19 protein-coding genes are annotated in these 19,269 nt (G+C 47.2%); 8 read left to right on the plus strand and 11 right to left on the minus strand.

Going from position 1 to position 19,269, the window contains the following annotated elements; translation table 11 throughout:
• The first annotated feature begins 1 nt into the window (after position 1).
• A complete protein-coding gene (locus ACN0S4_RS00160; protein WP_417655740.1) occupies positions 2-1,768 on the plus strand; it encodes a DUF3466 family protein in 1,767 nt (588 codons plus the stop codon).
• A gap of 195 nt (positions 1,769-1,963) precedes the next feature.
• Positions 1,964-2,137: a ribosome modulation factor gene (gene rmf / locus ACN0S4_RS00165; protein WP_169929815.1), complete on the plus strand. Its 174-nt coding sequence runs from the start codon at positions 1,964-1,966 to the stop codon at positions 2,135-2,137.
• Positions 2,138-2,239: 102 nt separating this feature from the next.
• On the opposite strand, the gene fabA is transcribed toward rmf, so the two are convergent.
• On the minus strand, positions 2,240-2,752 hold the full coding sequence (fabA, locus tag ACN0S4_RS00170; RefSeq protein WP_417655741.1) for a 3-hydroxyacyl-[acyl-carrier-protein] dehydratase FabA: 513 nt from the start codon (positions 2,750-2,752) through the stop codon (positions 2,240-2,242).
• A gap of 80 nt (positions 2,753-2,832) precedes the next feature.
• A complete protein-coding gene (locus ACN0S4_RS00175; RefSeq protein ID WP_417655742.1) occupies positions 2,833-4,749 on the minus strand; it encodes an AAA family ATPase in 1,917 nt (638 codons plus the stop codon).
• Between the two features lie 118 nt (positions 4,750-4,867).
• Between ACN0S4_RS00175 and ACN0S4_RS00180 the strand changes: the two genes are divergently transcribed.
• Positions 4,868-6,103: an ectonucleotide pyrophosphatase/phosphodiesterase gene (locus ACN0S4_RS00180; protein WP_417655743.1), complete on the plus strand. Its 1,236-nt coding sequence runs from the start codon at positions 4,868-4,870 to the stop codon at positions 6,101-6,103.
• 24 nt (positions 6,104-6,127) lie between these two features.
• Here ACN0S4_RS00180 and ACN0S4_RS00185 read toward each other — a convergent pair whose 3' ends face one another.
• Positions 6,128-7,024, minus strand: coding sequence for a TraB/GumN family protein (locus ACN0S4_RS00185; RefSeq protein ID WP_417655744.1), 897 nt, complete (start codon positions 7,022-7,024; stop codon positions 6,128-6,130).
• A gap of 319 nt (positions 7,025-7,343) precedes the next feature.
• Here ACN0S4_RS00185 and ACN0S4_RS00190 point away from each other — a divergent pair, with 319 nt between their 5' ends.
• Together ACN0S4_RS00190 and ACN0S4_RS00195 are read left to right on the plus strand one after the other, a co-directional pair.
• Positions 7,344-7,775, plus strand: coding sequence for a hypothetical protein (locus ACN0S4_RS00190; protein ID WP_417655745.1), 432 nt, complete (start codon positions 7,344-7,346; stop codon positions 7,773-7,775).
• Position 7,776: 1 nt separating this feature from the next.
• Positions 7,777-8,091, plus strand: a complete 315-nt coding sequence (locus tag ACN0S4_RS00195) for a helix-turn-helix domain-containing protein (protein ID WP_211618593.1) — start codon at positions 7,777-7,779, stop codon at positions 8,089-8,091.
• Here ACN0S4_RS00195 and ACN0S4_RS00200 read toward each other — a convergent pair.
• On the minus strand, positions 8,088-8,513 hold the full coding sequence (locus tag ACN0S4_RS00200; protein ID WP_417655746.1) for a hypothetical protein: 426 nt from the start codon (positions 8,511-8,513) through the stop codon (positions 8,088-8,090). The two genes, ACN0S4_RS00195 and ACN0S4_RS00200, sit on opposite strands and share 4 nt — an antisense overlap.
• A 1-nt stretch (position 8,514) precedes the next feature.
• Complete coding sequence (locus ACN0S4_RS00205) at positions 8,515-9,072, minus strand: carboxymuconolactone decarboxylase family protein (RefSeq protein ID WP_417655747.1); 558 nt, start codon at positions 9,070-9,072, stop codon at positions 8,515-8,517.
• Positions 9,073-9,127: 55 nt separating this feature from the next.
• On the opposite strand from ACN0S4_RS00205, the gene ACN0S4_RS00210 reads away from it, so the two are divergent.
• On the plus strand, positions 9,128-9,760 hold the full coding sequence (locus tag ACN0S4_RS00210; protein ID WP_417655748.1) for a TetR/AcrR family transcriptional regulator: 633 nt from the start codon (positions 9,128-9,130) through the stop codon (positions 9,758-9,760).
• Between the two features lie 140 nt (positions 9,761-9,900).
• Positions 9,901-10,599, plus strand: coding sequence for a DUF547 domain-containing protein (locus ACN0S4_RS00215; protein ID WP_417655749.1), 699 nt, complete (start codon positions 9,901-9,903; stop codon positions 10,597-10,599).
• Positions 10,600-10,758: 159 nt separating this feature from the next.
• Here ACN0S4_RS00215 and ACN0S4_RS00220 read toward each other — a convergent pair whose 3' ends face one another.
• The 6 genes from ACN0S4_RS00220 to ACN0S4_RS00245 all read right to left on the minus strand — a co-directional run bounded on the left by ACN0S4_RS00220 (position 10,759) and on the right by ACN0S4_RS00245 (position 17,608).
• Positions 10,759-11,328: an SRPBCC domain-containing protein gene (locus ACN0S4_RS00220; protein ID WP_417655750.1), complete on the minus strand. Its 570-nt coding sequence runs from the start codon at positions 11,326-11,328 to the stop codon at positions 10,759-10,761.
• 24 nt (positions 11,329-11,352) lie between these two features.
• Entirely contained in the window at positions 11,353-14,445 is a 3,093-nt protein-coding gene (locus ACN0S4_RS00225; protein ID WP_417655751.1) for an efflux RND transporter permease subunit, read from the minus strand.
• Positions 14,442-15,485, minus strand: a complete 1,044-nt coding sequence (locus ACN0S4_RS00230) for an efflux RND transporter periplasmic adaptor subunit (RefSeq protein WP_417655752.1) — start codon at positions 15,483-15,485, stop codon at positions 14,442-14,444. The genes ACN0S4_RS00225 and ACN0S4_RS00230 overlap by 4 nt, the downstream gene beginning before the upstream one ends.
• 175 nt (positions 15,486-15,660) lie before the next feature.
• Positions 15,661-16,599, minus strand: a complete 939-nt coding sequence (locus ACN0S4_RS00235; protein ID WP_417655753.1) for an SPFH domain-containing protein — start codon at positions 16,597-16,599, stop codon at positions 15,661-15,663.
• A 26-nt stretch (positions 16,600-16,625) separates the two neighbouring features.
• A complete protein-coding gene (locus ACN0S4_RS00240; RefSeq protein ID WP_417655754.1) occupies positions 16,626-17,081 on the minus strand; it encodes an NfeD family protein in 456 nt (151 codons plus the stop codon).
• A gap of 86 nt (positions 17,082-17,167) precedes the next feature.
• Complete coding sequence (locus tag ACN0S4_RS00245; RefSeq protein ID WP_417655755.1) at positions 17,168-17,608, minus strand: hypothetical protein; 441 nt, start codon at positions 17,606-17,608, stop codon at positions 17,168-17,170.
• 194 nt (positions 17,609-17,802) lie between these two features.
• Between ACN0S4_RS00245 and ccoN the strand changes: the two genes are divergently transcribed.
• Positions 17,803-19,263: a cytochrome-c oxidase, cbb3-type subunit I gene (gene ccoN / locus ACN0S4_RS00250; RefSeq protein ID WP_417656537.1), complete on the plus strand. Its 1,461-nt coding sequence runs from the start codon at positions 17,803-17,805 to the stop codon at positions 19,261-19,263.
• Positions 19,264-19,269: the final 6 nt, after the last annotated feature.

Raw genomic sequence — 19,269 nt, forward strand, 5'->3', positions numbered from 1 at the left:
TATGAAATATTTCACGAGATGCACTTTATCGGTAGCCATTTTAATGGCTACAACGCAGTCGGTGAACGCCGATGTTTTCACCGTAACGGAACTCGAAACTCCGAGTAAAGTGCGTAATCTGTTCCCAGTTGCGATCAATGATCAAGGGCAAGTCAATTTGCTCGGCCGCCTGCCTGAAGATATCGAGATTGATCTCGATAGAATTTCTGCCTCTACCCGAAGTCAAACGGGTATCCCGCTTGACATCGAAGATCCTGAAACTTACGAGTTGAGTTACGCGCAATATACAAATCTAGTGACTGCGCTTGAAGACAATCGCAACACTTTTTTGCAAAATCAGCGAATTGGATACAACTATCCAGCTATATATAACGGCCAAGACATCACTTTAGTGACACCCTTCAATGATACTGATCCGGATACTGCGGAGCGTGAGTCTACCAGCGATCATTATTTGTATGGTTTAAATCAGAACAATATTAGTGTCGGAGTAGGAACTGCACCGTATCGAGATCTAGAGCATATCTACACCCCAGATGAAGACGCAGATCCAGCAACGATCCTTTATTCTGAGCGTGATTTTACCGCACGGGCTATTTGGACCGATGGCACCAGCGTAAAAACCTACGAACCTGTTGCTACAGATATACTGGGTGGTGAGTCATTTATGTTCGACATCAATGACACCAACCTTGCGGTAGGTCACATGAGCATGGAGTTATCGCCACTTGCGGTTGAACGTATTGCCGAATGTGAAGAAGAAGCTGCAGACCCAGCGTCACCCGATCCGCTCTATGTCTGCGTTTGGGAATATTGGCATCAGTTACAACGTAGCTCTGCTGCCAACATTGCTCCTAGCCCATTTCAGCCGTCTAGCGTACGTACCAATCAAAGCATCTATGACATGCGTGCAACCTTGTGGCAATTAGATGCAAACGGCAATGTTGTTTCTACGGAAACACTCGGAACCCTAATGGATCGCGTTGAGGAAGTAGACGGTGAAGATGCGGACCTAGGTAACTGGTCTAGTTACGCCTATGCAGTAAACAACAATGGTATTGCTGTCGGGCAAAGCTGGACTTACCTAGATGCCGATGGTGATGTTTCAACACGTCGGATTAAAATGCCTGCCATTTATGTCAATGATGAAGTGATTCCAGTCACCACAGAAAATAAATACTTGTGGGGCAGTGCGGATGATATCAACGATGAGAATATTGCCGTCGGTTTCCTGTTAACGAACATTCAAGGTGTACAGCGCTACGTTGGTTACAGTTTCGATGTAGAAACGGAAACTCTGTCACTCATGCCAGGATTCTTCAATGGCTCGAGCACTATTCCTACTGCTGTTAACAATGCCGGTATTGTAGTTGGTAGTGCCGAAATTGAAGCGTCGTTGTCGACCCAACGCCGCCGTGTCGGTTTTATGTATGATTTGAACAATCCAGACGCTGGATTTATCAACTTAAATGACGCCGTTGCGTGCGAGTCAGGCTATTTTATTGTCTCGGCTGAAGGAATTAATGAGCAGGGTGATGTAGTCGCGACTGTGGTAGAACCGAGTGAATACACTGATGAAGATGGCGAAGTTCAAACTGAACAACTCGCGAAAACTGTCGTGCTGACGAATGTGGGTGGTGAACTGAACAACTGCGATGCTGAAGAGCAACTTGTTGAGCGTCAAGGCGCAAGTTCTTCGCCCTTTGCTTTCTTCGGTATGTTGTTGATTGGTGGTCTTATTACGATTCGTCGGGCTATCGCAAAATAGACGATAAATTGTTCTAAAAAAATCAGCTCATTTAACCAGCGGTATTTCATGGACTTAGTTCCATTCTCGAAATATCGCTGGTTTTTTACATTGAACTCCCGTCCAGAATTGCTATCTATTTAATAGAGCCGACAGAAAAACGTCATGCTCTTGTCATGAACGCAATGTAAGAAAAATCTGGACGAGGAAGTGAACATGAAAAGACAAAAACGCGATCGCCTCGAGCGTGCACATGCACAAGGTTTCAAAGCCGGAGTATCTGGTCGTTCCAAGGAGTTGTGTCCATACCAAAATCAGGACGCGCGGTCCCAGTGGCTAGGCGGTTGGCGCGATGCAATGGAAGCACGCGGCGTAGGGCTTTATCGATAAGAGTCCACACTTCGATACAGCAATAAAACTTACGAAATATCTTCTCTAGAAACTTTAAAGCCCGCTGATTTAGCGGGCTTCTTATATTCGGTCACTCAACAGTTAGAACGTTGATGTATCGGTAAACAAACCAACTTTAAGGTCTTTGGCGATGTAGATAGGTTTGCCATCTACTTCAACGCGTCCATCGCCAATACCCATATATAATGAACGCTTTAATACACGCTTCATATCAATGAAATAACTAACTTTTTTCGCCGTCGGTAGTATTTGACCGGTGAATTTCACTTCACCAACACCGAGGGCGCGACCGCGGCCAGGGCCACCTAAACAGGCCAAAAAGAAACCTGTTAACTGCCACATGGCATCTAAGCCAAGGCAGCCGGGCATGACTGGATCACCTTTAAAGTGGCAGTCAAAAAACCACAAGTCAGGGGTGATATCGAGCTCTGCGTGAATGTAACCTTTGCCGTGGGCACCGCCATCCTCATTGATAGTAAGGATGCGATCCATCATCAACATGTTAGGCAGTGGCAGTTGGCTATTGCCCGGGCCAAACATCTCACCCCGACCACATGCCAAGAGTTCTTCGCGGGTATAACTCGACTGTTTCATAAACACCTTAGATCAGTAACGACAGTAAAAGTGCCGCTAGCTTAGCGAACACTTGTACGCTTAACAAGTCCGACTAGTTTTTAGGAGCCAAACCAGCGTTGCCAAAGAGACGGAGGCGGCTCTTGTGGCTGCAATTCGCGCAATCGCTGTTCGATCTTTTCGTACAAACCTTTTTGATCCGCTTGCGTCAGTAATTCCAAAGCTTCATTCAGATGCTGCACTGCATAGACTGTGAAATCACCGCGTTCAACAGCAGCAATAACGTGCGGCTCTAGATTCAATTGACTCAAGTTCGCTGCGGGAATAATCACTCCTTGTTGACCGGTTAAACCACGCGCCGCACACAACTCGTAAAAGCCTTCAATTTTTTCGTTTACAGCACCAATAGCTTGTACCTGACCAAATTGGTCAACGGCGCCAGTGATTGCTAGACCTTGCTGAATGGGCGCTTCAGCCAACGCCGAGAGTAAACAGCACAGTTCTGCCAAAGAGGCACTATCACCATCAACTTCATGATAGGACTGCTCAAATACAATAGTTGCAGACAAGGCCATGGTCTCATTACGCGCAAAAACGTTGGCAATATACGCAGAGAGAATCATCACGCCCTTGGTGTGAATGTTTCCACTCAGTTCCGATTTGCGATCAATATCAATGATATCGCCATCACCATAGTGAACCGTTGCAGTGATGCGCGACGGCTCACCAAATTCACTGCCACCCGCAGTCACAACGGTTAAACCGTTGATTTGCCCAACTACGGCGCCTTGGGTTTCGATATAAACCTGACCTTCCAAAATCGAACGACGGCTCAATTCGGCAATATAGCCATCCCGTTGCTGGCGTTGCTCGAGCACTTGCGCTAAATGTTGGCCAGATATCGCTTGGTCTTGAGCAGCTGTCGCTATGACGTTCGCTTCACGCAAAAACTGCATCAGCGCGATAGTATCGAGTGATAATTCCGTTTGGTAATCGCTCAGGCGCGAAGCGAACTTTAATACCAGTGGTAGCGCATCGGCTTGCAATGGCAATACATCCGCTTCATGTTGGACGTACGCTAAATAATCAAAGTATGGCTTCAACGGCAGCGTACTCAGCGGATAGTGTGCTGAAAAATCACAGAGGTATGGAAATAAATTATCGAAATCCCGATCGAGTTCACGTAGTTGAGCATAGATATCGCGATCACCGAGCAACAGAATTTTGATTTGAATGGGTACCGGCTCTGGCTGATAGAAAGCAGCAATATTAGCATCACCAGGTTGTGGCCAATGAAACTGACTGGTCTTCAAAATATACTTTAACTTACGCCACAATCCCGGCTGTGACAGGAGTTCTTCGGCATCAATTGCCAATACGCCGCCGTTGGCTTTGAGTAGGGCGCCTGCTTCAATCAAATGTAAATCAGAACTAATGGTTCCTTGTACCGACTGCAAACGGATACTACCAAACAGGCTTGCTTCGGTGACGCGGTCACACAGCACGAACTCTTCCTCATCGTGATGTTCAACAATGATTGTTGCTAATTCATTACCCGGCAAATCGGTAAAGCTCAGTTCAGCTACTTGCGCAAGGTAGGCAGTCAGACGAGGCGTCGAAAATTTGGCCTGAAGTTCTTTTAATGAGTTTTCCCGAGCGTCAACAGGAGCCTCCAAAATAGCCCATAGCTCGGTTAAAAATTCGCTTGCGGTTCCTGCAGGCAAATTTACACAAACGGGCTCGTGCGCTGATTTAGGGTTCGCTAAGTAGACCCAGTCAAAGAGTTGCGCATGTTGCCAACGCTGCTGTTGTTGTAATTCTTTCAAGACGTCATAGGTTCGCAACCCGGCTGGGGTTACAATAAAACCATGTGCATAGCGACCAGCGCTATTCAACGCTTGTTTTACGGCAGTGACCGCACGAGTTTGTCCAATCAGTGCACTCGCATGAGTTTCTGCGTTATGCTCAGCGGCCCAAACATGAATAGGGGGTTGAAGGGCGGTTACAGGTACGCGCATGGAAATCGTTCTCCTTGATTCAGCCTGTCATGATAGCTGATATAGTCAGCGTCTGACTATGACTTATCCGTTTAAACGGTGACTTAGACCCTAGTATTTGAGAGAAGGTGTAACATTGGTGCAGCGTTTTCATTCTAAATTTACTTTGCTGGCAGCTGTTTTATTGACTGCGGTCACATCTACAGCGCATTCGGTCGAAACCGAGCAATCAGCCACTGTCACGCCAGTTATCGTGATTTCCCTTGACGGCTTCCGACACGATTATATTGCTAAGTTCAATCCGCCGCATATAAGTCAACTTGCGGAGCGCGGCACGGTTGCTCACCTTGAACCTGTGTACCCATCCAAGACATTCCCGAATCATATTTCGTTGGCAACCGGTTTGTACCCAAGCCGTCACGGCATTATTGATAATTATTTTTATGATACCGAACGCAATGATTTTTACGGTATGGGTAAAGGTTACGATGACAGCACCTGGCTGGATGGCATTCCGATTTGGAACCTAGCTGAACAACAAGGGCTGCGCGCTGCAACGTATTTTTGGCCGGAATCAGACGCTCGGGTCAATGGCATGTCACCGAGTTATTTTTATCGTTACAGTCACAATGCCAGTCCGAAAAAGCGGATAGAACAAATCATCCGCTGGCTACAACAACCCGATGAATCCAGACCTGCACTCATTATGAGCTATTTCCATCAAATCGATAGCGCAGGGCATCGCCACGGGCCTAATGGCGCAGGGACACGCGCGGCCGTTCATTATATTGATGGATTGATTGGGCAACTGGTCGATGAATTAGCGCGGCTCGAGCTGGAGGCAAATATTATTTTGGTCGCTGATCACGGCATGCTAGAAACTCGTTCTGACGACGCCATTCATGTTGATACGTTGCCGTTACCGGATGGCTTTGAACGGGTTCATAATAGTACTCGAGTAATGTATTACGCCAAAAATGATGCGGCCAAAGCCCAACTGAGTGCGTTGAAGCAGCAACTCGATTCGCTCGAACTGGCGGTCGACATTAATACTATTGATGCAATGAATCGGGCGGGCTACCAGGAGTCGAGTCGCTCGGGTGATCTGATTATCGACGCGCGTCCGCCTGTGACTTTCTCGGGACGTGAAATTAAGCCCGGCCGAGTGAGCGGAACCCATGGCTATAGCGGAATTGCTGAGATGGATGCGGCATTTATTGCAGTTGGTCCGGCATTTTCTCCAGACCGAAAAATCGAGCGGCTGGGTGTTATCGACGTATATCCGTTGATTGCAAAATTGCTTGATCTTCGCGTCGTCGAGCCTATTGATGGAAATGAAAACGCTATTCTGCCGTTATTAGAAACGACAGAATAGCTTTCTTTAACTACTCGATTGTCATTATTCGACCATAGTGACTGAGTAACCGGCGTCGCGCAGCAACTGCAAGACGCCGCGTTCACCGCCTAAGTGACCAGCGCCAACGGCAACAAATGTTGGTGCTGATTGAAATTCCGTTTCCAATTGGTCAATCCAGTTTTCATTGCGCTGATACAGCAACATATCCGTATACTCTTCATATTCAGGTTGATCGACGATCAACTGATGCAATTGCTCAGCGTCTTCTGCTAAATAGGTGTCTTTTAACTTAACCAGCAGATTCTTTGATTTTTCAGGATCTTCTGCCATCTCCCACAGCCATTGCGTTTGTTCGCTGAGTGGAATTTGATCAAAAATACCAAACTGATATTCAACCGTTTCTAAACCGATAATCGGCTTTTCATTCGATACGGCTTGCATGGTCAGAAACAGCTCATAAGAGGCGGTTTGGGCACAATCTAATTGCTGAGTAACCAGCATGCTTGATATCACAAAAGGGCGCATCGCCGCTATTTGCGCAAGCTCAACACCAGCTTCGGCTTGAACGAAATCACCCAAAGTGGTGAGCTGTTCTGGTGATAAATACTGATCAAGGTAAGGACCTTCAGGATTCATAACCATCTGGTTCATCTTTTGTGCGACGCTGGAGTCACTCAAATTAAGCTCCATGACCACTTGCTCAGAGTCGGCGAACGCTTGGAGCAGCGCATCACCGGTTTTAAAGTCCTGCTGACACAACACATGCATAGTGCCAAACACATACGAAGGCTGTTCGAGGTTATTTCCTTCAACCTTGTAGAGTAACGATGCTTGGCTTGTTAATGGGAGCAGCGCGAGAGGACTCAATAAAGTGCTCAGCAGAGCGGCGTTACAAAAGGTCCGTAAAGTTTTGCGATGAGTAGTTTTGTTGACTGACATAACTGTTTCCTTATTGACTGTTACAACACTGTTGTTTACGCAGTGAATCGACTGACTCACCGACAGCGCTCATATTAGGTTGAGCAGGGTGATGAAGTGACGACAGTTTACCGCCTGTCGCCTGTAATGTCGTATGTGTCATGTTTCTGTCGGACGCCGTGTTGTACAAAAAGACACGACAGGTACATGACAGTTGCGACATTTTTTATGACAGACGGTAAACTGTCGTCACAGCAGGTTAAAAATTGGAACTAGAGTAGGTCCTGACAACGAGTTACCCAACTCATTTGCACAAACCATACTCAAGTAAGGAACAATTATGTCACCCAGTAAAAGTATCGATTCTAAAAGTGTCAGTATGATGAACGCTTTACGTCAGGGCTTCTGGTTCTACTGCCACCACAATGGTCATCATATTGCTGCACATGCATCTGGTGTCAGTGGTCGTGAGACCATTTATGTTGATGATACCAAAGTATCCACGAAAGTTTCTTGGCGCTTTATCAGTAGCCAAGAATTCAGCATCGATGGTGTTCAGTATCGGGTTGAATTTCACGTGACCAGTATTTGGCAAGGCCGCATCGTTTGTCGGTTTTATGCTGACGATGTGCTCATTGAAGAAACCGAAAATGCGATGGCCGTTGGTAGCTCGAAGTTAAGTTGGAAAACGTTCGTAATTTTCTTCTTAGCCGGTGCGGTATTTGGCTATGTCTTTGCGAAAGCCATTATTGAGCTCTTCATAGGAGCCTAATGTGGATATTCAAGCTGAACAAGTACGCTATTTGCGTGCACAAAAAGGTTGGACTCAGCAACATCTCGCTGAAGCCTGTGCAGTTAGTTTGCGCACCATTCAACGCGTCGAAAAAGATGGCAATGCCGCGAATGAGACCGTTGCAGCACTCTGCGCTGTTTTTGAAGTCGAGCGCGAAGAGTTATTGGTGGTACCAAGGTTGCAACCCGGTGAACTCAAACCGGCACAGATGCGCGACCAAAACATTAAATTTCTGATCGCGCTCAGCATCGGTTTCGCACTTGGAGTTGCAGTGATGCTTATTGCCAGCTATTAGCTGGCTTTAAGCGTCCATTGCGTATCAAGGTCACGCAACAGATACAATGCGATGCAGGCCGCCCACATTGGCCATGCAGCAAAAAACAACAGATTATTAAATGCATCAAAATAGAGCGGCAATGGAGTGAGGGTCGACACACCATGCAATACCGCGATTAAGCCGTAGGTCGCACGCTTCCAAAGTCCACTAACGAACGCTAATACCAGCGCGAGTTGCAACACTCCTAAGACGATGAACACATTGCCTTCAAGCCCAGGAATTAAATAAAACGTCTCGAATACCGCGGCAGAATGCGCTGGGTTGACGAACTTATCCAGTGTCCACACCAACATCACAATAAACACACCCAATCGCAGTAATAAAAGCGACCAACGAATACGCGGCAAATAAGCATCCAATGATGAGTTAGGGGTCGTCATGTTAATTCTCCTGTGGGGTCCAGCTAAACTTATCGAACGGTTTGTCGAGCGGTGTTTGCGCAATATGATTGGTATAGTTACTCATTACCTTCTGCGCAACTCCCAAAATAATCATTAGCACATGTTTCTGCTCATAACCTGCACCGTAAAACTTCTCTAACTGGTCCTGAGATACCTCGCCACGACCGCGAACTAGAGCCAGCGTGAATTGACGCAGGGCCTCTAACTTACTGTCACCAACAATCTCTTCGTTACGCAAAGCATCAATCAACCCATCATCGACTTCCATTTGCTTAGCAATTCCGGTGTGAGCGGGAACACAATAGTGGCAACGATGTTCAACATTGATGGTCTGCCAAACGACCGTGAGCTCGTCATTGGAAAAACCAGATTGTGCGAATAGCTCGTGCAGTTTTTGATATCCCTCAAGTAACTGAGGCGAAGCCGCCATCACAGCGTGTAAATTTGGAATCATGCCGAAATTTTGCTTCGATTTTGCGAGTAGGGACTTGCTAGCTTCTGGTGCATTTGAATCATCAAATAAAGTAAACGTAGTCATATCAACCTCTTTTTGTTGAGTGTTTGCTCAATTATGGTAAGCAGTGTAGACTTTATTGAGTGATCATTCAAGAAAGAGAAATAATTGTATGCCCAGACCAGCTAAGTTTGTCCGTACAGAGGCAGTCGCGAGAGCGCTGGAGGTCTTCTGGCAGCGCGGCTACCATGCGACCTCGTTGAAAGACCTAGAAACTGCATTAAGTATGCGCCCCGGCAGTATTTATGCCGCCTTTGGAAGCAAAGCAGGGCTTTTTGATGAAGTTTTATCCCATTATGCGGAGCAGTCTTTAGTTTTGTTGCGACAAAAACTGTTAAACCACCCAAGCGCTATGCAAGGGCTTCGAGAATACCTGCATTCACTCGCGAATCTAGGGGTACGTGAACCCGCTGAATGTGCATGCATGCTTGTTAAGACGATGCTTGAGTTAGCGTCGACAGAACCGCAACTGAGCGCACGGGCTGATGATTATTTAGCAGCAATGGAAAACGTATTCTGCGAAGTTTTTATGGCTGCTATGCAACAAAATGAGCTTGAAAAAGATGCAGATCCACGCTTTTTAGCGCAACAACTGCAGGTCGCAATTTTTGGGCTAAGAGTATTTTCACAAAGACAAACAAGTCCAATGCGAGTTCGATTATTAGCGGAACAAATTGCGAATCAGTTTACACAGGTTGATAAAATAGCATGAATAAATACGGTGTTTTCCACCTAATTTACGCGTTTATACTGTCAATTTTGCTACTGGTTTCACCCCGCAGCGCAACAGCAGTAGAGGTGTTTGATCATCAACATAATACGTGGTCTCGAATTCTAGCGGACAACGTAGTTGTGAAGCAAAAGGGCGCTTGGACGCGAGTCAATTATCAGCAACTTGCAGCCAATCCTGAGGCATTAGACGACTATTTGGCTCAGCTTACTGCCGTAGAGGCAGTAACTTTTGAGAAATGGAGCCAAGCTGAACAACTGAGTTTCCTTATTAATGCCTATAATGCATTCACGCTCGAGCTCATTCGCAGCCATTACGACAAATTCGCTGCTGGTAACGCAGACTCCATACGTGATCTTGGGTCATGGTTGACGAGTCCCTGGGAGCGCGAGTTTTTTACGTTGCTCGGTGAACCTCGCACCCTCGATTGGCTTGAACATGATGTCATTCGACCCAATTACGCAGAGCCCAGAATACACGCGGCTTTGGTGTGCGCAGCCGTCAGTTGTCCGCCATTGTTGAACACAGCCTACACAGCAGAGCAATTGGATAGTCAGCTAGAAGGTCAAATGACCGTGTTCCTCAACGACACAGCCAATAACAGCTTTGACGCTGCAACAAACACCTTGTATTTGTCATCAATCTTTAAATGGTACGGTAACGATTTTCTAGAAGATAAATCCTATTCAGCCTTAACTGATGTAGCAGCGCGCTACATTAAAAACCAAGCACTCACACAAGCATTATCTGAATCGAGAGACGTAGCGATACGCTTCAACGACTATAACTGGGATCTCAACAGCACTGATGTCCCAGATTAACTACATTTTGTGATTGCGCATAATGTATATTATGTTAAATCAATTATTGATAAGGTAAAGCCAGCAACAGTGATTGCTCACATTATGCTGGCTTTCTCAGGCGCTTCTACGTTAAATCTGCTGTGTAATCTGTACTCTGGCCCTGCAGAATTTAAATTCTTAATTGGCTTCTACGAATGTTTGCATCGCTCTCATTTGCTGCTGCAAGACATTTGCGACTGGCGCTGCCCACGCTGACAAATCATTCGGCGAATAGCCGCCGACACGATAAGACACTCTGAATGTGACCTGTTGTTCAGTGGTCGATAGAATCTGCCAATCCATCACTCCTGATAATCCTTCACCTTGTAACGGTCCCAAACCGCCAGACAATCGAATCAATTGATTCGGCTCGACCTTCACCACACGCAAATGCTCGGTTTCGCGTCCGTCCGGTGCTATTTCACAAAAACACCCACCAGCTTTCGCTGCGAGCGTCATTTGTGCTGACGAGCCATACCAAGTGTGTGCGGCTAACCACCACTGACCAATATCTTGCGTTAAAGCCTGGTAAACCTGTTCAGGTGTAGCGCTGATGTTCTGTTCAAATTGAAGACTAAAGCCGTTCGATGCGGCATCCACCACAGGGCTTGATGTGGTTTCCGCTGCAAAAACGGTTTGAACACTGAGTGCTGCTGCAATAAAAACGCCGGCAACAGCCAGCGTTTTTGGAGTATTTCTGGGGTTCATCGGCCCGCTTCCTAATACTATTCGTTAATCTGGAAACTCGCTTGCTGATTCCATTTCACGTTCCAAACGTTGTGATTCATCAGCGCGAGGCTTTGTGAATCGTGCTAACGCCAAGTATAGTACAGGTGCTAAGTACAAGGTAAAGAGGATCGCAAATGCGAGGCCGCCAAAGACAACCCAACCGATAGCATTCCGCGCTTCAGCACCTGCACCAATCGAGATAATGAGCGGCACCGAGCCCAGCAACGTTGAAATCAAGGTCATCATAATGGGACGTAAGCGGATTTGAGCCGCCTGCTCTACCGCTTCACGAACCGACTTGCCTTGATCACGTAGTTGATCTGCAAATTCTACTAATAGAATCGAGTTTTTCGCGATGAGACCAATCAACATAACCAAACCAATCTGCGAGAATATATTGATCGACGTGCCTGTTACGTACAATGCAAAGAAGGCTGCTGCAATGCCAAAAGGTACTGTCGCCATGACTACCACAGCTGAATTGACGCTCTCAAATTGCGCCGCCAATACGAGAAACACGATGACGAAAGCAAGCACATAAGTCAGCATGACTTCACGCGCTGTTTCTTCATAGGCTTCTGCTTCGCCTAGCAACACCATACCGACGTTCGATGGAAGCTCTCGATCAGCTATTTCGCGCAATTTCTCAACGGCATCCTCGATTGCCAATTCTTCTGGTAATGCCATATCGATTTCAATAGCACGGCGCTGAGCACGTCGCTCAAGCTCAGCCGCAACACCTTCTTCAGTGATAGAGGCCAACGATGACATCGGCACTAATTCTCCAGAGCTCGAGCCCACATAAAGGTTTGCCAAGTCAGACGGGTCATTAACCTTCTCTCGTGACGCCATTAACATGACGGGTACAGCTTGGTCTCCAATATTTAAATCGGTAATATCGTCACCATTGACTGCAGCACGCAAGGTAGTTGATATGTCACTCAGCGGCACACCAAGCTCTTCAGCTCGCTTCCGGTCGATATTTACCCGCAATTGCGGCTGCGTCGGTTGGAACGAAATCCGTGGGAAGCCAACTTCCGGCATTTCCCGTTGCAAGGCTGCTGAGAACTTCTGCGCGGCCTCAAAGATCTCTTGATAGTCTTCACCAGTTAACGCGACTTCCAGACCACCACCCTGCCCACGCAGATTCAAACTGTTTGAACCAAACGCTCGTGCCGGAGAGCCAGGGATCCGGCTCAGAGGTTCACTTATTTCATCAATAATTTCCTGTTGAGAAATATCACGTTCTTCCCAATCGGTCAGACGAACCGTAATGAACAACATGTTTGGATCCCACTGACCCACTGAAGTACTGATACTCTCTACTGCGCCGCCATCCACATAAGGCAATAGAATATCTTCCATTTTTTGCGCTTGTCGATCCATGAAGTTCAAACCGACGCCATCGGGACCACGAGCAAATATGCGCACCATTCCACGGTCTTCGCTTGGCATAAGCTCATTATCGACCGAGGTGTAAAGATAAGTAGCTGTACCAGCAACCAGCGTGCTGGCGATAAATACCCACCATGCTTTATCCAATGCCACATGGAGTGATTTTCGATAGCCGGCGAGGAATCGCGAACCCACTCGGGTTAAGAACGTTTCTTTGTGCTCTTTGAGGGGCAACCTTGCAGTTAATGCGGGTACTAATGACAATGCCACGAACGATGAGATGATGACCGCAGCCGCTAATACTCCACCAAACTCACGGAATAAGCGCCCCGCTGTCGATGGCAAAAATGCAATCGGTACGAACACAGCAACTAAAACTGCTGTAGTGGCAACTACAGCGAAGAACACTTCTCGCGTACCGATAACAGCAGCGGCACGCGCCCCCATTCCCATCGCACGTCGGCGTTGAATATTTTCCGACACCACAATGGCGTCGTCGACAACAAGTCCAGTGGCCAAGACCAGGGCAAGCAGCGTTAGGATGTTAACTGAGAATCCCATCAGCCAGATTACTGAAATAGTACCAACCAAAGCTACGGGAATAGCCGCGGCAGGGATAATCGTTGCGCGTCCAGATCCGATAAAAATCCACAAGGTCGCGATGACGAGTAGTATGGTCAGACCCAAAGAGGTAATCACTTCTTCAACAGAACTGCGAATAAATTTGGCATCATCGGACGTAACTTCAATGTTGAGGTCTGTAAATTGCTCATCTAGGCGCTTTGCTAATGCCAACACATCATCCGATATCTCAATAGTATTCGAGCGTGCTTGGCGAATAATACCGAGTCCTAGCACAGGCTTACCATCTAAACGTTGATATGAACGAGCATCCGCTGGTGCAAAGTAAACATCGGCAACATCACCGACTCGTGTTGTATCATTGATCATGATATCGGCGACTTGTTGCTCAGTAACTGAGCTCGCATCAGCACGCACAATGACTTGCTGATCGGTCGACTTCAAACTACCAGCAGGCACATCAAACGCAGCTTGACGAAGCACGTTCGAGACATCTGTAACAGCCAAGCCGTAACTGCTTAAACGAAGCGGATCAATCACCACCCGCATCACACGACGGCGATCACCAGTTAACCGCACATCGGCAACACCACTGACGCTAAGAAAATTGGGGGCTAGATCAACCTCTACGCGCTCGGTCAGCGCTTCGAGCTCTATTTCATCACTCCAAATAGAAAGGCTTACCACCGATTCAGCGTCGTTATCAGCTTTAATAACAGCTACGTTTTCTACTTCTTCAGGAAGCTGCCGCTGCACACGACTCACCGATTCACGCGTCTCGTTAGCTGCATTGTCAAGATCGATACCAGGCCTAAACTCCACCACAATACGCGCATTACCTTCTTCACTCGATGCGCGAATGGATTTAACGCCACTAACTCGTGCCACCGCACCTTCTAAATGTCTAGTTACTTCCGTATCGACAGTTTCCGGTGCAGCACCTGGAAAATTAGCGGTAACCGTTATGATCGGTCGGTCAACGTCAGGTAGTTCTCGAACTTCCACGCCATTAATTGCGGCAAGACCCGCTATGATGATCAACAAGTTAAGAACCACAATAAGTACGGGTCGGCGGATAGCCGTAGACGGTAAATCAGTTAGTTGAGTGTTGAACTTCATGGCGTTTGCTCCGCCGATAAGACTTCAATATTTTGGCCTTGACGCAGCTGCTGTACTCCTTCAACAACCAGTTCATCACCAAGCTGAATTTCACCGGCAACTAAAATACGGCCCTGCAAACGTTGCTTAATTTGTACATCAACACGGAATGCTCGGCCATCGCGATTCAGCCACACATAGGCTCCTTCAGCGCCCCACATCAGCGCAGCCTCTGGCACCACAGCATAACTGTCGCCTTCAATCATCAAGTTCACTCGAAAACTCATTCCAGGCCGGAATTGGTCATCAGTATTATTTAGTAGCGCACGCACACCAATGGTTCTGGTCTGAGTGTTTATGCGGGAGTCTACATCAACCAGTCTCGCCTGGTACTCAGCGCTTTGGTCATTCCAAGGCCGTACTGTCAACGTGGGCTCTTGTTGTAATAAGGGTAACGCTACCTCTGGAGCATTAAAGCGAACATACAATTGATCGCGCTGATCTATACTGGTGATCATTGTTTGCATTGTCACTCGATCACCCGGTTCAACCTCAGTCAGCCCGACAATCCCATCGAAAGGCGCACGTACTTTTCTATCCTCTACCTCAACTTCAGCTTCACGTACCGCAACTCTCAACAGATCTCGATTGGTAATTGCATTATCTAATTCACTTTGCGGTATTGCTCCTTGTTCACGACTAGTTCGTAAACGCTCTACCGTTCTTTCTGCATCGGCTAACTGAATTTTTGCCCGTTGTAACGCGGTTTGCTGACGTCGATCATCTAATTGCACCAGCACATCGCCTTCGCTGACCGAATCACCAGGGGCAAAGTTTACAGCTAACACTTCATCACCAACGGCAGGATACAAATCTACCGAACGTAAGGCCTGTGCATAGCCAACAACGTCAACCCGAGTCGTTGTTCGCTCGAAGCCTGCAGGTTGTGTAATCACCAATGCGGCTCGTTCACCTCCCCAACGCTGTGCAACAGCTTGGGGAACTTGCGTAACGACAAACAAACAAAGGCATCCAGCGATAAAACGACCGCTATACTTCATGAATTCAGCTTCCTTTCGGTTTCGATGGGCAACAAAGACAGGCTGCGCACTACTAATTAGGTATGACATCAAGTATGCATATTTCATCAAACTCGATCAAAAAAGACCGCTCGCCTTCGACGAACGGTCTTTTTCATACGTTAGACGTTGTTTTTCTTAACGTCTGATGGAGTTTTTAGCCCTTCGTCGGCGCTTTTTTCAGAACTTCAGTTAGACCTGCGACAGCCCCACCAATATCACTCAGTTGTGCTGGCAAAATCAACGTATTAGTTTCTTTCGCTAAACGGCCAAACTCACGGACGTATTGTTCCGCTACGCGCAAGCTCACCGCAGATTCGCCACCTGGCTCTTGGATAGCTGACGCAATTTCCCGTAAGCCTTGAGCCGTAGCCGTCGCAATCATCTCAATTTCACGAGCCCGACCTTCGGCTTCGTTGATTTGTTTCTGCTTCTCCGCTTCCGACAAGTTGATGATCTCTTGTTTCTGACCTTCTGAAACGTTGATCATTGCCTGCCGCTCACCTTCGGACTTAGCAATGGCTGCGCGACGCTCACGTTCCGCACGCATTTGTTGCTCAAGCGCATCTTTAATCGAGGCAGGCAGCTCAATATCAGAAATTTCGTAACGAAGCACCTTAATGCCCCAAGGTGCAGCAGCTTCATCTAAAGCTTGCACAACCACTTCATTGATTTGTGCGCGTTCCTCAAAAGTTTTATCTAAGTCTGTTTGACCGATAACCGAACGCATGGTGGTTTGTGCGAGTTGCGATGCCGCATAACGATAGTCGTTGATTCCATAAGAAGCCTTGTGGGCATCAACAACTTGAATATACAGCACACCATTAATACCGACCTGGATGTTGTCGCGTGTTACACAAGCTTGCCGTTCAACGTCAATCACTTCCTCTTTCAGAGTGTGTTGATAAGCAACCTTATCGATGAATGGAATCAGTAGGTGAAAACCGGAATCTAAAGTGCGGTTATACCGCCCTAACCGCTCAATTACGAAATTAGAACGCTGCGGCACAATCCGTGCGGTTTTCAGGATGATAATAATTACGGCTAGTGCAAAACCTAGCGCTAAAACGGTACTGACATCAAAGTCAAATGGCATCGAATTTTTCCTCTAGTATATTAAACTTATTCGGCGGCTGGCGGCTGTACACGACTGACAGTTAGCTGTATTCCCTCATTAGATACTACCCACGCGGTTTCACCTGCTTTCAATTCGTCCTCTGAATAGGCAGACCAGCGTACACCGTTCAAAGTGACTCGACCCGTACCATTCACAAAATCGTTAACGACGGTTACGCGAGAACCAATGTCCTTTTGGAAATTAGGTTTTCCTTCGTCATCATCAGCTGTATATCCCATAAACCATTTTTTGATGCGCCCACGAGCCAGCAGCAACAAAATCAAACTAACAATTCCGAAAACTGCAAACTGACTTGCTGAACTGTCAATTAATCCCCAGTTCAACAGAAGTCCCGTAACTATCGCACCAATACCTAAAAATACTGCTATTACACTAGTCAGCAATAATTCAGATAAAATCAGTAGTACTCCAATGATGATCCAAATAAGCGCGACGCTCATGGCAGCTCCTAATTGTTATGCTTATGTAATAAAATGACTATAGCACGTCACTTCCTACAATCGAGAGCGTTAATTGTATCAATTTGCTACTCGTCAACGTCGCCAATATAGGTCATCAAAGGAAAGAAGAGAAACTCTTGGCCATGAGGCGTTTGCAACGGCACGCGCAGTTGCCACTCCATTTGAGGCTCTGCACAAGCACCCACTTGAAACGTGGTATGCCACACTCCGGCGCTATCATCAGCTTCCCACACTACGGGAAGACTTCCCATGTACATGGTGATCGCGACCAACTGACTCGCTTGTGGCTGCCAATCAGCCGGTAACGTCAGTTGAATGGAAATCGGCTGTTCGGGCTGCGGGCGTGCCGGAGTGATCGAAAACTTCACCGCAGCGGTATCCATGTCTGTAGCGTTGTCTAATCCATTCATTTGGCTCGCTTGCTGCCGTTCGGTTGCAGGATCAGAGCAGCCCCCCAAGTAAGTAAGAATGAGAACTGTAATCATTCCACGGAGCCAAATGTTCATTTGTTCAGTTTCCTATACAAATTACTGTCGAATAATTCAGCAAATACTTGCCACCACGAGAAAAACAAGGCTTTTGAACTGTATTTTTTTGTCTTTTCAGCTTAGTATATAAGAGCTTCCTGAACTATGAGTGAAGTACCACTTATTGTCACGTATCACTGTCGCCTTTGAGCGATCAGACGCGGAAACCAATGATGAGTCATACGAGTCCACAACAAATGGAATATAACCTCAAAGTCGTACGGCAGTTTGCTGTAATGACTGTCGTTTGGGGGATTATTGGCATGGGTTTAGGCGTGTTTATCGCAGCCCAGCTAATTTGGCCCGAATTAAATTTTGATACCCCTTGGCTAACCTATTCACGGTTACGCCCGCTACACACGAATGCTGTTATTTTTGCATTCAGTACGTCAGCGCTGATGGGAACGTCTTTTTATATCGTGCAAAAGACCTGTCGGACTAACCTATTCTCCGACAAGTTAGCTGCCTTCGTTTTCTGGTCTTGGCAAACGGTCATCGTACTCGCAGTGATTACCTTGCCACTTGGCTTTACCTCAAGTAAAGAATACGCCGAGTTGGAATGGCCGATTGATATCTTAATCGCCCTCTCCTGGATTGCCTACGTCATCGTATTCTTCGGTACCTTGATGAAGCGCAATACCTCACATATTTATGTCGCGAACTGGTTCTATGGTGGCTTTATTGTCACTATCGCAGTGCTGCACATTGTCAATAGTATGGCGATACCGGTGTCGTTCACTAAGTCGTATAGCCTCTACGCAGGTGCTGTCGATGCTATGGTGCAATGGTGGTACGGTCACAATGCTGTTGGATTCCTGTTGACAGCTGGCTTCTTGGGTATGATGTATTACTTCGTGCCGAAGCAAGCGGAACGGCCAGTGTACTCTTACCGACTGTCGGTTGTGCATTTCTGGGCACTGATTTCGCTCTACATCTGGGCAGGTCCTCACCATCTGCATTACACCGCGCTTCCAGACTGGACTCAGTCGCTAGGCATGGTGATGTCGGTCATTCTCTTCGTGCCCTCTTGGGGCGGTATGATCAACGGTATTATGACCTTGTCAGGTGCCTGGCACAAACTGAAAACCGACCCAATTTTGCGGTTCTTGATCGTCTCCTTGTCGTTCTACGGCATGTCGACGTTCGAAGGCCCAATGATGGCAATCAAGTCGGTGAATGCCTTGTCGCATTATACAGACTGGACCATTGGTCACGTGCACTCAGGCGCACTAGGCTGGGTAGCAATGATTACCATTGGTTCCATGTATTACTTGATTCCACGTTTGTACAATCAAACGTCGATGTACAACGTACGTTGGATCAACACGCACTTCTGGTTACATACCATTGGCGTCGTACTCTATATTGTTGCGCTCTGGATATCCGGCGTTATGCAAGGTTTGATGTGGCGCGCGGTGAATGCCGAAGATGGCACCCTGACCTACAGTTTCATTGAGAGTGTCGAAGCCTCTTATCCGTTCTGGTTCATCCGTTTTGTCGGTGGCCTGTTTATCGTTGCCGGTATGCTCTTGATGGCATACAACACATTCCGGACTATCCGCCAAGGTAGCCCGACGGTGGAGTATGTCGATCTTCCAGCGAAACCAGCTAAACCAGCGGAACAGCCAGCGTAAGGAGTC

Origin of the sequence: Pseudidiomarina aestuarii (assembly GCF_048263735.1) — a bacterium.
GTDB classification, from domain to species: Bacteria; Pseudomonadota; Gammaproteobacteria; order Enterobacterales; family Alteromonadaceae; genus Pseudidiomarina; species Pseudidiomarina aestuarii_B.

What these genes read in the sequence shown, in the direction of transcription:
- ACN0S4_RS00160 (WP_417655740.1), top strand. Translation starts at nt 2, where the DNA reads ATGAAATATTTCACGAGATGCACTTTATCGGTAGCCATTTTAATGGCT.
- rmf (WP_169929815.1), top strand. Translation starts at nt 1,964, where the DNA reads ATGAAAAGACAAAAACGCGATCGCCTCGAGCGTGCACATGCACAAGGT.
- fabA (WP_417655741.1), bottom strand. Translation starts at nt 2,752, where the DNA reads ATGAAACAGTCGAGTTATACCCGCGAAGAACTCTTGGCATGTGGTCGG.
- ACN0S4_RS00175 (WP_417655742.1), bottom strand. Translation starts at nt 4,749, where the DNA reads ATGCGCGTACCTGTAACCGCCCTTCAACCCCCTATTCATGTTTGGGCC.
- ACN0S4_RS00185 (WP_417655744.1), bottom strand. Translation starts at nt 7,024, where the DNA reads ATGTCAGTCAACAAAACTACTCATCGCAAAACTTTACGGACCTTTTGT.
- ACN0S4_RS00190 (WP_417655745.1), top strand. Translation starts at nt 7,344, where the DNA reads ATGTCACCCAGTAAAAGTATCGATTCTAAAAGTGTCAGTATGATGAAC.
- ACN0S4_RS00200 (WP_417655746.1), bottom strand. Translation starts at nt 8,513, where the DNA reads ATGACGACCCCTAACTCATCATTGGATGCTTATTTGCCGCGTATTCGT.
- ACN0S4_RS00205 (WP_417655747.1), bottom strand. Translation starts at nt 9,072, where the DNA reads ATGACTACGTTTACTTTATTTGATGATTCAAATGCACCAGAAGCTAGC.
- ACN0S4_RS00220 (WP_417655750.1), bottom strand. Translation starts at nt 11,328, where the DNA reads ATGAACCCCAGAAATACTCCAAAAACGCTGGCTGTTGCCGGCGTTTTT.
- ACN0S4_RS00225 (WP_417655751.1), bottom strand. Translation starts at nt 14,445, where the DNA reads ATGAAGTTCAACACTCAACTAACTGATTTACCGTCTACGGCTATCCGC.
- ACN0S4_RS00230 (WP_417655752.1), bottom strand. Translation starts at nt 15,485, where the DNA reads ATGAAGTATAGCGGTCGTTTTATCGCTGGATGCCTTTGTTTGTTTGTC.
- ACN0S4_RS00235 (WP_417655753.1), bottom strand. Translation starts at nt 16,599, where the DNA reads ATGCCATTTGACTTTGATGTCAGTACCGTTTTAGCGCTAGGTTTTGCA.
- ACN0S4_RS00240 (WP_417655754.1), bottom strand. Translation starts at nt 17,081, where the DNA reads ATGAGCGTCGCGCTTATTTGGATCATCATTGGAGTACTACTGATTTTA.
- ACN0S4_RS00245 (WP_417655755.1), bottom strand. Translation starts at nt 17,608, where the DNA reads ATGAACATTTGGCTCCGTGGAATGATTACAGTTCTCATTCTTACTTAC.
- ccoN (WP_417656537.1), top strand. Translation starts at nt 17,803, where the DNA reads ATGAGTCATACGAGTCCACAACAAATGGAATATAACCTCAAAGTCGTA.